15 protein-coding genes and 1 tRNA gene are annotated in these 13,031 nt (G+C 62.2%); 5 read left to right on the top strand and 11 right to left on the bottom strand.

Annotation, left to right across the window (positions count from 1 at the left end; all coding sequences use genetic code 11):
• Positions 1-6 precede the first annotated feature (6 nt).
• Genes AC1C2Q_RS01705 through AC1C2Q_RS01685 form a run of 5 tightly spaced genes read right to left on the bottom strand, consistent with a single transcriptional unit; the run spans position 7 to position 3,404 of the window.
• Positions 7-780, bottom strand: a complete 774-nt coding sequence (locus AC1C2Q_RS01705) for an ABC transporter permease (protein WP_495448759.1) — start codon at positions 778-780, stop codon at positions 7-9.
• Complete coding sequence (locus AC1C2Q_RS01700; protein ID WP_495448758.1) at positions 777-1,709, bottom strand: ABC transporter ATP-binding protein; 933 nt, start codon at positions 1,707-1,709, stop codon at positions 777-779. Before AC1C2Q_RS01700 ends, AC1C2Q_RS01705 begins: the two co-directional genes overlap by 4 nt.
• Positions 1,706-1,930, bottom strand: a complete 225-nt coding sequence (locus AC1C2Q_RS01695; protein WP_495429332.1) for a helix-turn-helix transcriptional regulator — start codon at positions 1,928-1,930, stop codon at positions 1,706-1,708. The genes AC1C2Q_RS01700 and AC1C2Q_RS01695 overlap by 4 nt, the downstream gene beginning before the upstream one ends.
• Positions 1,927-2,352, bottom strand: coding sequence for a hypothetical protein (locus tag AC1C2Q_RS01690; RefSeq protein WP_495448757.1), 426 nt, complete (start codon positions 2,350-2,352; stop codon positions 1,927-1,929). Before AC1C2Q_RS01690 ends, AC1C2Q_RS01695 begins: the two co-directional genes overlap by 4 nt.
• Positions 2,349-3,404, bottom strand: a complete 1,056-nt coding sequence (locus AC1C2Q_RS01685) for an ABC transporter permease (protein WP_495448756.1) — start codon at positions 3,402-3,404, stop codon at positions 2,349-2,351. Before AC1C2Q_RS01685 ends, AC1C2Q_RS01690 begins: the two co-directional genes overlap by 4 nt.
• Before the next feature lie 370 nt (positions 3,405-3,774).
• Here AC1C2Q_RS01685 and AC1C2Q_RS01680 point away from each other — a divergent pair, with 370 nt between their 5' ends.
• Both AC1C2Q_RS01680 and AC1C2Q_RS01675 read left to right on the top strand, forming a co-directional pair.
• Positions 3,775-4,107 (top strand): DUF3887 domain-containing protein, encoded by a 333-nt coding sequence (locus tag AC1C2Q_RS01680; protein WP_495429329.1) that lies wholly within the window; start codon positions 3,775-3,777, stop codon positions 4,105-4,107.
• Positions 4,108-4,323: 216 nt separating this feature from the next.
• Complete coding sequence (locus AC1C2Q_RS01675; RefSeq protein WP_495448755.1) at positions 4,324-4,530, top strand: hypothetical protein; 207 nt, start codon at positions 4,324-4,326, stop codon at positions 4,528-4,530.
• 175 nt (positions 4,531-4,705) lie between these two features.
• Here the strand turns inward: AC1C2Q_RS01675 and AC1C2Q_RS01670 are convergent, their stop codons facing one another.
• The 5 genes from AC1C2Q_RS01670 to AC1C2Q_RS01650 form a co-directional block, all read right to left on the bottom strand.
• Positions 4,706-4,951 (bottom strand): hypothetical protein, encoded by a 246-nt coding sequence (locus AC1C2Q_RS01670; RefSeq protein ID WP_495448754.1) that lies wholly within the window; start codon positions 4,949-4,951, stop codon positions 4,706-4,708.
• Positions 4,952-5,091: 140 nt separating this feature from the next.
• Positions 5,092-5,868 (bottom strand): ANTAR domain-containing protein, encoded by a 777-nt coding sequence (locus AC1C2Q_RS01665; RefSeq protein ID WP_495429326.1) that lies wholly within the window; start codon positions 5,866-5,868, stop codon positions 5,092-5,094.
• Positions 5,869-5,922: 54 nt separating this feature from the next.
• Positions 5,923-6,600: a GAF and ANTAR domain-containing protein gene (locus AC1C2Q_RS01660; protein WP_495448753.1), complete on the bottom strand. Its 678-nt coding sequence runs from the start codon at positions 6,598-6,600 to the stop codon at positions 5,923-5,925.
• A gap of 263 nt (positions 6,601-6,863) precedes the next feature.
• A tRNA-Arg gene (locus tag AC1C2Q_RS01655) sits at positions 6,864-6,939 on the bottom strand.
• A 16-nt stretch (positions 6,940-6,955) separates the two neighbouring features.
• A complete protein-coding gene (locus AC1C2Q_RS01650) occupies positions 6,956-7,756 on the bottom strand; it encodes an SGNH/GDSL hydrolase family protein (protein WP_495448752.1) in 801 nt (266 codons plus the stop codon).
• A gap of 84 nt (positions 7,757-7,840) precedes the next feature.
• Between AC1C2Q_RS01650 and argS the strand changes: the two genes are divergently transcribed.
• Together argS and AC1C2Q_RS01640 are read left to right on the top strand one after the other, a co-directional pair.
• A complete protein-coding gene (gene argS, locus AC1C2Q_RS01645; RefSeq protein WP_495429323.1) occupies positions 7,841-9,505 on the top strand; it encodes an arginine--tRNA ligase in 1,665 nt (554 codons plus the stop codon).
• 49 nt (positions 9,506-9,554) lie between these two features.
• Positions 9,555-10,391 carry an LmeA family phospholipid-binding protein gene (locus tag AC1C2Q_RS01640; protein ID WP_495448751.1) on the top strand — a complete coding sequence of 279 codons (837 nt, stop codon included), beginning with the start codon at positions 9,555-9,557 and terminating at the stop codon, positions 10,389-10,391.
• Here AC1C2Q_RS01640 and AC1C2Q_RS01635 read toward each other — a convergent pair.
• Positions 10,388-11,443 (bottom strand): YihY/virulence factor BrkB family protein, encoded by a 1,056-nt coding sequence (locus AC1C2Q_RS01635; protein WP_495448750.1) that lies wholly within the window; start codon positions 11,441-11,443, stop codon positions 10,388-10,390. The genes AC1C2Q_RS01640 and AC1C2Q_RS01635 overlap by 4 nt on opposite strands.
• Positions 11,444-11,580: 137 nt before the next feature.
• Between AC1C2Q_RS01635 and lysA the strand changes: the two genes are divergently transcribed.
• Positions 11,581-12,990 (top strand): diaminopimelate decarboxylase, encoded by a 1,410-nt coding sequence (gene lysA, locus AC1C2Q_RS01630; protein ID WP_495448749.1) that lies wholly within the window; start codon positions 11,581-11,583, stop codon positions 12,988-12,990.
• Positions 12,991-13,031: the final 41 nt, after the last annotated feature.

Here is a 13,031-nt window from a genome sequence, read left to right as displayed (position 1 = left end):
CGGATCTCACGTTGCTCTTTCCCAACGGAACGTGCGCCACGCCAGATAGCCAGCGCCAATGCTTGTGAGCGCCATCATCGCCCAGATCACACCGACCGGAAGCATCGGTTGGCCGCCGTTGACCTGCGCATTGAGAAGGTTTACGAACCAGGTGGTCGGCAGCGTCTGAAATAGTTTCTCAACGGCATCCGGATACGTGGCCAGTGGGAAAAGCGCGCCAGAGGTGACGAGGACGATCAAAGGGATGACGTAGGCGAGCTGGAGCGCGAGGTCGATGTTCGTCATCCTTGACGCGAGGAGATACCCGAAGGACAGCAGCATCGCGCCCCCGATCAGCAGGGTGAGCGCCAACGGCATTGAATCTACGACGGGTGCGCCGTACCCGACGGCGACGGCGACGATGATCACGCTTTGAAGACCGATGATCACGCCTCGAATCGGAACGTGACCGAGGAGAAATGTCGCTCTGCGGGCAGGAGTGGTCGATAGCTGACGTAGCGCACCGATACTTCGATATTTGACCATCGGAACGGTGGTCGCGACGAACGCGACAGCCATGAATCCGGACGCACTCACCAGGCCAAGGCTGGTTCGTAAGAGTTGCACTGACGAGTTCGTCGCCGTTGAGAGGAGCAGATCGAACCCGCTCAGGAGTGCGAGGATGACCACGAAGCTGACCAGGATCGCAACAACGGCACCCCTACTTCTGATGAGCTCGCGTGCGTGAGCCCTGGTGAACTCGCGGAGCTCTCTTGTGAGCGTCCACGTCGGGGAGCTCATGGCGTTTCGGTGGAGCTCGACACTTCGATGAAGACATCCTCGAGCGAGCCGTGGGTGATGGAGTAGCCGGACGCTTGCACGCCAGGAGCGAAGGACAGCCGGCGCAGAACCGCATCCGGATCATCGGTCACCACTGCCACGCGGAGACCATCAGGTGTCTTGACGCTCGTCATCGCGCCCGCGATGCCGAGGTCGCTGAGATCTGACGGTGTGTGAGGTGAAATGATCGTGAACGAGACGGTCGCTTTCGACGTGTGCTCACGGATAAGCGCGCCGGGTTCGCCCTCTGCGGCGATCTCGCCGCGAACAAGTATTGCGAGTCGATTGCACACTTGGGTGGCTTCATCCATGTGGTGAGTGGAAAGCAGAACTGTGGTGCCACGTTCGCGCTGTCGCTCGATCACATCCCAGAGACCGCGTCGCGCGATCGGATCTAGGCCCGCCGATGGCTCGTCGAGCACGAGGATCTCGGGGTTTCCTACGAGCGCGATGCCAAGGAGTAGCCGACGCTCCTGCCCGCCGGAGAGATGCTTCACTCGCACCTTGCGCGCATCATTTAACCCCACGTCTTCGAGAAGATCTGAGGGGTCACGTGATGCTTTGTAGAACGACGCGAACAGCTGCACCGTCTCCCACACGGTCAGCGTTGGGAATAACGTCGCTGACTGCGGCTGTAGCGCGACGCGCTCGGTGATCCGGTCACGATCTTTCGCGGGGTCCATTCCGAGAACGGTGACGCTGCCAGATGTCAGGCGGCGAAGCCCGGCGATCGTCTCCAGGGTCGTGGTCTTGCCTGAGCCGTTCGGCCCGAGGAGCCCGAATACCTCTCCCTTGTGCACAGCGAACGTGATGCCAGCGACAGCGACCGTTCCGTCGTAGACCTTTAGCAGGTCATCGACGACGATCACGTCTGCTGTGTCGCGGCTCATCGCTTACCTCCGGTTGGGGGAGTGTCGTGCTCTTCAGGGAAGAAGATTGCTTCGAGCGGGATGGAGAACAGGTGGGAAACGCGAAATGCGAGGGGCAGTGAAGGGTCGTATTTCCCGGTCTCCAACGCGTTGACCGTCTGACGGGATACCCCTAGCGCTTCGGCAAACTGCACCTGGGTCCACCCGTGCTCGGTCCGGAGCCGGCGCACATCGTTGTTCATCGGGATGCCCGGATGGAGAGCACCGCAAGGGAGATTCCCCATGAGGTCATCCCACCCATGAAGATGACCCATTCGGCGTATTGCATGTCAACGCCGGCTCCGCTCAGCAGCGCGACTGTCAACGCGATCAGCATCGAGACGCTGAAGCCGATAGCGAAGCTGCGCAGGAACAGCAGACGCTGAAGCTCGTCGATACGACGAAGATGCCGTCCGATGGCAATGATCATCCACAGGACGGGAAGTAGCGGCGCGAGCGCGACGACAACACTCAATGCTGTGCTGGGCTCCGAGTGGACGATCCTTGGCAGCCCGAGAAAGAGCACCAGATAGGCGACAACACCGGTGGAGAACTCCCACATATAGTGCTTTCCGACCCGCCGTTCGGAGGGGGTGCGTCCGCTCGACTCATCTACTTCGCTCATGACGAAACCTTCCTTCGTAAGCTGACGCTCCACCGCTGTGAGGGCTCTGATTGATCCCACTCGAACAATCGCGCGGCAACCACGAGTGCTACGAATGCACACACACTCATGAGAGCCCATAACAACGGGACGGGCACGAACGGGGCCACGCCGGTCAGGTCGGCGTTCACCGCTACCGCGAACCATGTTGTCGGCAGGGCGTTCATGATGCCCTGGAGGAAACTCGGGAGTATCTTCGACGGCAAGATCCCGCCCGATGTGAACACAAGAAGGATCACGAGCGTGGCCATACTCTGCTGAGCGGCCTCGGAGCTTCGGGATCGTGCAGCAAGCACGAGCGAGAAGGCGAAGAGCATCGCGCTTCCCAGTGCAAGGGTGACGCCCAAACTCAGTAGGTCGATTCCGTCGACGTATCTGCGCCACGCAGCAATGGCGACGACGATCGCTGCTTCGATCAATACGATCGCGATTCGGGCGGGCGCTTGCGCGAGAAGAAAGGTCGAACGGCGAAGCGGCGTTGTGCCGAACATCCGGAGCAGCCCGCGTTCGCGCATGCCGACGAGCGGCACAGTTGTCCCGATGAAGGCGACACTCGCGAAGCCGGTGAGTGCCACGACGCCGAGGAAGGCACGAAGCGGATCGAGCATGACATCGCCGTCGCCATTCATAATTGTGATCGAGTCGGCGGGGAGTCCCGCATCACGAAGTCCGACCCAGATCGGGTTCCATGCAGGTTTTTCGAATGCATCGAGTACGACGAGCGCGCCATTCTCGCTCAGTGTGATTGCGGTGTTTGCCCCAGGAGCATCCGCATTGACCACCGTGACGCCGGCCTGCTGCAACGCTGTGGACACCCTCTGATCAGCCGGGGTAGCGATCGCCGTCGGAGCTGTCCCGAGCACGGTGAAGGTCAGCCACATCGATACATACACAGCCAGGATGATCATGAACATAACCAGCATCGACAGCCCGCTCAGCGGGTTTCGCAGCATGTCCTTTCCGCTCATCACAGCCAGGCGGAGAAATGCCGAGGTGACAAGGAGTCTTGACATGGACTAAACGTCTCACGTCGACCATTCTTGCGTCAAGGAGTCTTGTCATTCTGCACGGCTTGACTTGACCTCACTGTAAACCTACTCTTTACATGTGCAGGAATCATTTACAGATGCAATTCGTCAGCATCGTGATCAGCTCGACTCGTTGCTTGCGGCACCTGTGCTGTCAGACCCAAACACTCCGGGACGATTCATCATGGATGCGGCAAGGCTCCGCGACGGCGCTGAGCGAGTCATCGCGGCGGCCATTCAGACAGCACGTGAGGCTGGTGCATCCTGGCAGACGATTGGCGACGCGTTAGGAGTGTCGCGACAAGCGGCGTTCCAGCGTTACGGACGACCCTTAGACCCGAGAACAGGAGAACCCATGAAAACCACACCTCTCTCCGACGCCAACACGCTCGCCATCGCTGTGATCGATGATCTCGCTGCGGCGAACTGGTCGGGCGTCACGTCACGCTTCGACACCGCCATGAAGGCGGGTCTTTCGGAAGACTCGCTTGCTGCGGCCTGGGCACAGATCGCTGGGCAGGTCGGTGCCTTCGAGAGTTCCGGCGAGCCAGTCGTGATCCGAGCTGCCGATGTGACGATCACCAACACGCCGTTGAGCTTTGAGGCTGGTGAATTCACTGCCCGGATCTCCTTCAGGGACGATCGCACGATTGCCGGGCTCTACATCCTTGACCCGGACAACTCGTGAGCGCTCACGGCTCGGGGCTGGTCTCAGTCACCATCACCGGAAAATGACCTGATCATCAGTCCTCGCGGCATGTGGAAAGTCTGGAGTCTCTGCAGGGAGCGGCGCATCCCTCGGCGGGCGATTCTTTCATCTCATGTGTCACAGCGTCCAGAAGGAGAAGTACCGGTGCGGCTCCGTGTCGGGGGACTTGGGACGCTCAGGTCCCTTGCGGGTTATATGCGTGGCACGAAGGGACGCTCATGGTGGTGCTACCGCTACGGAGAGTCCGCGTTCGTCCTGGATGTCGACATCCCGAACCTCAGCAATCTCGTCTTCATCGCTGACGACAACGCAGCGATCGTGGCTGAGCTCCAGATGAGGAATGCGCTACAACGACAGATGAACGGTGGGTCGGTCCGCGAAGGCGGGCCGCCCCACCGCTGATTCTTGATGCATTCGAAGACCTGGGCGTTGGTGGGACAATCCGCTGAGGTCTATGCGAAGGAGCAGCATCCGGCGTCTACTGCCCATGGCCACCACTAGCCAACCAGTCCTCGTGCTTGCTACGACCAGCTCGTTGTTGGGGGTAGGAGGATGGCCCGTGCCGATGCAGGGCCAGTCATGCTCCTTCATCCCCCTTGATCAAACTGCTGATGTCGATTGGTTGCGTGGTGGGAAGATTGATGTCCGTCTCGTCATCGAATTCTTGCGAGCCAGCCGGGGAACGCGTCGACACAACCGCGTTTGCCCTTTCTGAGCCGAACGCTGCGCGCGGCTGGTAGAGCTGATGGTTGCTGAGTTCCTCTGCCGAATCGACCGAATCGACCGAATCGACCGGTCGCGATACATCTGGTTCAATCTCCATTTTGAGCCTCCGCGCTTGGTGGAACTCAAGTGAGTTCCTAACCATGCGTACTCCGAGGTCTGGAGAGAACGATCAGGTGTTCCCCGAGTCTCGGCGATAAGGTTCAGCGTGTCAAGCAAAGCCCCGAGACTCACGCCGCATCAACGGGGTGAGCGCTCGCTGATAGAACCAGCGGGTCCAGACGCCGCGAGGCATGCTATCGGCAAGACGTCGATGGTTCGTTTCGTGATTCCCTCAGCAACTAGTCGAAGGCTGAGGTTGTTGCTCCGAGCAAACTTCCGAATGGCGGTGAATGCCTCATCCATGCCCATCGATCCCGTGTGCGAGACGACTCCCTTCGCCTGCTCGATGAGGACCCGGCTGTCAAGCGCGCGTTGCAACTGTTCAGTCAGAACGCTCGTATCGCGGATGTTCCGCTCCTGCAGAATGCCGATCGTCGCGACATCGGTGAGCGCCTGTGCGAGGGCGATGTCTTCCGCCTTCAGCGCGCCGACGGACGTGCTGAAGAGATTCATCGTGCCTATCACTTGACGACGTAGCCGCATTGGCGTGGCGTGCACGGAGCGATAGCCCTTCTCCGCCGCCGCGGCCTGGAAGTCCGGCCACTGCGCTCCGTCTCGAGCGATGTCTCCCACCGTGACGGGGGTACCCGTCTTGAAGCAATCTACGCACGGGCCGACTCCGGCGTTGATCTGCATGATCTCGACGAACTCGCTCTCTTCGCTGGTCGACGTCATGAGGTGCAGGACCCCTGTCGAATCGGCGAGGAGGAGGCCACCTGCCTGGGCATCGAGCAGATGAGTGCATTCCTGCACGAGGGTATGTAGCAGATCGACCATGTCGAAGTCGTCGATCAGAGTGTCCGCGAGCTTGACGAACGCGGCGCTGAGTCGCGACTCTCGCAAAGACTCAATCATGAGTGACCTCCCGTGGTCTCACCGCATAGGGCATCGGTCATTATCGTACTCCGATCACTCGTTCAACTGACTGAAATCGACCTTGCGGTTGACAACATCGTGGGCGACTTCCTGCACGGATAGGCCACTGCTGAAGGCATGCGCTTTGAGCCGCGAAAACGCATCTGTTGCGCTCGTGCCGAGCTGCGCGATGATCATTCCTGTCGCCTGATGCACCTCGCGTCTCATCGCAGGGGCGGCGGGTGATTCTGCATGGTTGTCATCATCTGCCGACCGGACCGCAAGCGTCACCGCCGAGGTGGTGACGCTGATGGCCAGCGAGGTCGCTCGCGCCACATCGAATTCACTGAGCGTGCCGGGATTGGTGCGGTACATGCCGACAGCTCCCACTGTCACCGCGCCCATCACGAGTGGCAGAACGAACAGGGCGCCCACATCAAGTTCGCGGACCGCCGCCCCGAAGATCGGCCAGTTGGCGTGGCCCGCCGCTCGCACATCAGAGATCAGTACCGGTCTCGCCGTTCGGACCACGTCCCAGCGCGGACCCTCGCCCAACTCGAACTGGAGTTCGTCGAGCCGGGCAGAAATCTGGTCGGTAGCACCGATCGTCGATTGACGTCCCGAGTCGTCGAATACCGCTATAGACACCCCGGTCACAGGGAGCGCGTCGAGGAATTGTCGACACAAGGACACGGCGGTCCGGCGGCCAGTGCTCGTCTCGGCGTCCGTCACGTCGTGCTCCGCGTGTCTGTCATTCGCCGAGCCCCCCCCTGGATCGCAATTCGTGCCACGCATCGCATGGCTCCGTCAGTCTATTGCTCCACCGCAAGTCACTCGTGGAAGTCTGCCGTGGGCACAAGCGAGATCGCACGAGTTCGCGGTAAGCCGCACTTTGCTGACGGCCTCCCCGAAGTGAGGCCCGAAGTAATCGCCTGGACGGAAAAACTGAAACTGCGACACAGTAAAATGTGTCGCAGTTTCGAGAATCGTACTTTTGGTGCCCCCGACTGGAATCGAACCAGCGACCTACGGTACCGGAAACCGGCGCTCTATCCACTGAGCTACGGAGGCGTACCGATCGAGAATATCACTGGTCGGCGTCGCGCTCCGCACCACCGGCCTCGGTCACGGGAGCTGCGACCATCTCCGCAAGCGCCGCAGCGACCTTTTTGGCGAGATAACGGTGGCCGTCGGTCGATGGATGCATATTGCCGAGCCCGACGTCGATGACGTCGAGGTAGTTCTTCTCAGTGATCCATTCCTCCTGCACAGGGGAGATGTACCACCATCCGCGTGCAGCGGCGAGGGCGGAGAGATCCTGATCGATCCGCGCAGTGCCAACGCCAACGGGCAGCTCGTGCGGTGCAGGTCCGAGCACCACGATCGGGGCGTCTGGATATGTGGCCGCCAGAGCATCCCAGGCCGCGGTGACCGCCTCGCGATATCCCTCCGCGCCCTGTTCGCGGTCATTGATCGAACCCTGGATAATCACGAGGTCCGGATCGAGAGTCGGGTCGAGTGCCGCGATGCGTTGACCGAAGTCCGGCCCGTCCCACCCCGGCTTGAGATATCCGCTGCCACGCACGCCATCGACGGTCGTGGTGCCCTCCAGCAAGTCTGCGAGCTGGTAGGCATAGCCGAGGGTTCGCGCGCTCGCGGCGGAGCCGTATGTCCACGAATCACCGAAGACGAGCACGTCCGGATGTTCGGGAACCGTCAGCGGCACAGGAGCGATGGCCACAACTTCTTCGGCGGCGAGTATGGGGGCGTCAATCGGTGCCGGAATCCACGGCCGCCAGACACCCAGCGCGACCGCGGAGACGGCCGTCGCAAGCACCACGACCAGCACTGCTGCGCGCGCCCTGCGTCGCGTCTTCCCCAGAGCCATGGCATGAGGGTAAGCGATTGATCGTGTATCACCAACTCAGCGAGGAAAGAACGTGCCCCGGCCGCGCCGTAGACTTGATGGGCTATGAACCCCGATACTCTCGCCGCAGCCATCTTTGCCGTCGTCACGCCGATCGCGGCTTCGCTGCGACCCGACGAAGCTCTCGACCTCGATGTGACCGACGTCGTGCTGGAGCGACCCCGCAACCGTGACCACGGCGACTGGGCATCGAACATCGCGATGCGTCTCGCCAAGAAGCTTGGTACGAACCCGCGTGAGCTCGCCCAGCGGATCGCTGACGAGGTCGCTTCCGTCGAGGGCGTGGCAAGCGCCGAAGTGGCTGGCCCCGGATTCATCAACTTCCGACTCGACGCTGCGGCCGCGGGCGTCCTCGCCAAGACGATCGTCGAGGCCGGCACCGCTTACGGCACCAACAGCTCGCAGCAGGGCGTCAGCGTGAACGTCGAGTTCGTCTCCGCGAACCCCACCGGCCCGTTGCACCTCGGCCACACCCGCTGGGCGGCGCTCGGCGATTCGATCGTGCGCCTGCTGCTTGCCAGCGGCGCCAACGCGGTGCGTGAGTACTACATCAATGACGCTGGTGCCCAAATGCAGCGCTTCGCGTCATCAATCGTCGCCGCGGCTAAGGGGGAGCCGACGCCAGAGGACGGATACCCGGGGGAGTACATCGCCACCCTCGCCGGCCGCGTGCTTGAGGCGCGCCCCGATCTGCTCGACCTGCCGGATGCCGAGCAGCTGACCGTCGCGGAGGACATCGCGTACGAGTTCCAGCTCGCTGAGATCAAGAACTCGCTCGACCGGTTCAACGTGCCATTTGACGTGTGGTTCTCCGAGCGCTCGCTGCACGCGAAGGATGCCTCTGGCACGAGCCTGATCGACCAGGCCGTCGATCGCCTGCGCGAGCAAGGACACGTTTTCGACGACGAGGGCGCCGTCTGGGTACGCACCACCGACTTCGGAGACGACAAGGATCGCGTCATCCGCCGCTCGAACGGCGAATACACGTATTTCGCTGCGGATGCCGCCTACTACCTGAACAAGGGTGACCGCGGCTTCGAGAACAAGATCTACCTTCTGGGTGCCGACCACCACGGCTACGTGCACCGTCTCAAAGCCGTCGCCGGCGCTGCAGGCCAAGACCCGGAGAAGAACGTTGAGGTGCTGATCGGCCAGATGGTGTCGATCAACGGTGCCCGTCTCTCCAAGCGCGCCGGCAACATCATCGAGATGGACGACCTGCTCGACTGGCTTGGCACCGACGCGCTGCGTTACTCGCTGGAGCGTTCTCCTGCCGACTCGCCCCTCGACCTCGATCCTGAATTGCTGCAGAAGCGCACGAGCGACAACCCGGTCTTCTACGTGCAGTACGCCCACGCGCGCACCCACAACGTGGGCCGCAATGCCGCAGACTCCGGAGTCGACCGATCAGAGTTCGCCCCCGAAACGCTGACGCACGAGAGCGAGTCTGCGTTGCTCGGCGTCCTGCAGGAGTTCCCACGCATCGTCGCCTTCGCGGCCGAGGTACGTGAGCCGCACCGCGTCGCGCGCTACCTGGAAGAGCTCGCAGGCCTTTACCACCGCTGGTATGACAGCTGCCGGGTCACGCCGCTCAGCGAGGATCCGATCGAGAGCGTGCACCGCACCCGCCTGTGGCTGAACGACGCCGCGGGTCAAGTGCTGCGCAACGGCCTCGACCTGCTTGGTGTCTCCGCCCCGGAGCGGATGTAACACTAAGCGGGTGTAGCACGAGTAGCTCGCGAGCGGCCAGGATGGACTCATGAGCGATGAGAACCCCACCCTGCCGTATCCGAACACCTCGGTGGAACACCCAACGCTCGTGATCCCCGACAGCGACCTGCCTGCGCTGCCGAAGAAGCACCGTCGTCGCTGGCCGTGGGTGCTCTTGATCGTCGTCGTCGTGATCGCCGTACTCGTCGTTGCTGCCGAGCTCATCGCCCGCGCCGTCCTGCCCGGAATCGTGCGGGGCATCGTCATCGAGCAGCTCGACCTTCCTGCCGATCAGCAGCTCGAGGTCGATGCATCCGGCGTTCTGCTGCCGCAGCTCATCAGGGGGCGCCTTGATGAGCTGCACCTCTCGACGGATTCCGCGACGATCGGAGGCATCACAGGCGCTGTGGATGTCACGGCGACCGGCGTCCCGCTGCACGGGGGTGACCTCGCCGCTGCGAGCGGCACGGTACGCATCGACGAAGTTGAATTCACCACGCTTGTCGTGGCATCCGACCTGCCGATCGATGAGATCGCGTTCGCCGAGCCCGATGTCACGGCATCCGGAAGTTTCAGCGTTCTCGGTCTTCCGATCCCAGTGGCGCTTACTGTGACGCCAGGGGCGGATGCCGGTGAGCTGCTGTTGACCCCGGTCGAGCTTCAGGTCGCCGGCCTCACGCTGAATGCGACGCAAATCGCGGAGCGGTTCGGCGATGTCGCCGCGCAGCTCACCCAGCCGCAACGGATCTGCATCGCAAATCAGCTGCCGGCGGGCCTCACGGTCACAGGGCTCAGCATTGACGGTTCCGAAGCCGTTATTGACGTGGATGTCGACGGTGCAATCGTGACTGATGAGTCCCTACAGCAGAACGGTGTCTGCGACTAGCCGTTCCGCTCCTCGGCTTCGGCTGCTTCGGCAGCGCGCAGTGCCTTTGTCGCGATCATCACGTCTTGCCGGGCTCGCTGCACGCGCCGCTGAGTGAAGCTGCGTGCTCCCTCGCGGGCGGATACCCGGTCTTGCTCCTCTTCCGCACAGGTGGTGATGTAGGCACACGCGATGAGGATGACCTGTGCGCTGAGGTTGAGCCAGATCAGCAATGCCAACAGCGAGGCGAACGACGCGAGCAGCGGATTGGAAGTCGCGCCTCCGACAAACAGGCTCGAGAGCTCCTGCAACACGAGCAGACCGACGGCGCCCAGCAGCGAGCCCGACCACACCGCTCGCGCCGAGGCCCGCTGGCCGGAGAGCAAGCGGAACACGCCGAAGATCAGCCCAGTGTCCAACGCGAAGACGATGAGCAGTGACACGAGCTTGATGCCCCACACTGCCCCGGCGGCATCTGCGGAGAGGCCGAACAAGTCTGTAACGAATTCGATCGCCAACCCGACCGCGAACGTGACGGCTGCGGCCACGATGAAGGACAGCCCGATTCCGATCGCGAGTGCAAGGTTTCGCAGAATCACCCAAAGCCAGAACGTGTCGTCGAGCACGACTCCGCCGATCGTGCGGACTGCCGTGCGCAGCGAACCGATCGCACCGAGCGCGGCGCCGATCAGCGCGACCAACGAGACGATCCCCGCGATGGAGAATCCGGTGGTCAGAGCGTCGATGGATGTCGGATCCTCGACGACACCACCCGGTCCCAGTAGTCCAGGAACTGCAGTATCGACGGCTTTGATGATCGCTTCCCACGCGGGAGCGTTTCCGGATAGCCAGATCCCCGCAATGGAAAACCCGAGTAATACTCCCGCGAACACGCTGAACAGCGCGCGATAGGTGACGCTGTCGGCGAGCATCGCGCCATGTCGCTCGGTGTGCAGCAGAAAAGCGCGCACGATTCGGCGGGTGAGCGCCCAGGCGATCACAGACTTGATCAATCTCGCGATTCCGCCAGGCTTGTTCGGCTGCTCAGAATCGCTGTTCGGCGTGGAGTCCATGACCTCAACGTAATGATTGGACCCACGGATCGTCGAGCGGCTTGCGGATGCGGGCGGCTTCTGCGTGGTGCCATAGAATCGGGGCAACCTCGTATGGCGTGATCTGGCCCGAGGCTCCCTCCCACGATTGGTGCTCTGTGCTTTCTGATGCAGACTCGCTCGCCCCGGAATGGCTGATCGAACCTGACGATGCAAATGACCTCGTAGCCGGCGTGTGGCCGGCATCCGCGAGGCGCGATGCTGACGGGATTCTCACCGTCGCCGGGGTGACTGCCGTGGAGCTGGTTCGCGACCACGGCACTCCGCTGCTCGTGCTGGACGAAGACGAGATCCGTGCCAGGGCTCGCGCATTCCGTGACTCCTTCACGGCCGCCGCCGCCGCGCACGGGACAACAGCCCGCGTGTATTACGCAGGCAAAGCATTCCTTTCGACCGCCATCGCGCGTTGGGTGACCGAAGAAGGTCTCAACGTCGATGTGTGCACACGCGGCGAGCTCGAAGTGGCTCTCGCAGCTGAAGTCGACCCTGCGCGTATCGGCTTCCACGGCAACAACAAGTCCGTCAGCGAGATAGAGCGTGCGGTGTCGGTCGGCATCGGCACCATCATCATCGACAGTGCGATTGAGATCGAACGGATCGCTGCCGCAGCAAGCCGACTGGGTGTCGTGCAGCGCGTGCTTCTTCGAGTGAATAGCGGCGTGCACGCCGAGACGCACGACTTCCTTGCGACGGCCCACGAAGATCAGAAGTTCGGCATGACTTTCTCGGATGCCGAGGTCGCCGTCGCACGCGTGCGAGAACTGCCCAGCCTGGCGTTCCTCGGGCTGCACTGTCACATCGGTTCGCAGATCTTCGGCGTCGCAGGATTCCGCGAATCCGCGTCGAGGGTGCTCGAGCTTCACGAGAAGTTGCTTGCCGGCGGCGAGATTCCGATGCTGAATCTCGGCGGTGGTTTCGGAATCGCGTACACGAGAGTCGATCACCCGACGCCGATCGAGCAGCTCGCCGAAGAGATCGTCGCGTCCGTCGCGGAAGGGTGCGCAGCACGCGGCATCCCGCTGCCGATCCTCTCGTTCGAACCTGGCCGGGCGATCGTCGGCACCGCTGGCGTCACGCTGTACGACGTGGGCACCACCAAGGAAGTGCGTCTCGACTCCGGTGCAAACCGGCTGTATGTGAGCGTCGATGGTGGAATGAGCGACAACGCCCGGACCGCGCTTTATGGTGCCCAGTATTCTGCACGTATCGCCTCACGACTTGGCGTCGGCGCTCCGGTTCTGAGTCGCGTCGTCGGCAAGCACTGCGAGTCCGGCGACATCGTCGTCGATCATGAATACCTTCCTGGCGATGTTGCCCCAGGCGATTTGCTGGCGGTTCCGGCGACCGGCGCTTACTGCGCCTCACTGGCCAGCAACTACAACCATGTCCCTCGTCCCGCGATCGTCGCGGTCTCAGGCGGTATTTCTCGCGTCATCGTGCGCGGCGAGAGCCTTGAAGACCTGCTGGCACGGGATACCGGGATCCGTACGAACGAAGGAACACGATGACCTACACCCAAGGGAGCAATGTGACCCACCTCCAAGGGAGC

It is taken from the genome of Microbacterium sp. Y356 (assembly GCF_059445355.1).
This window is presented reverse-complemented; position numbering and strand designations above follow the sequence as displayed.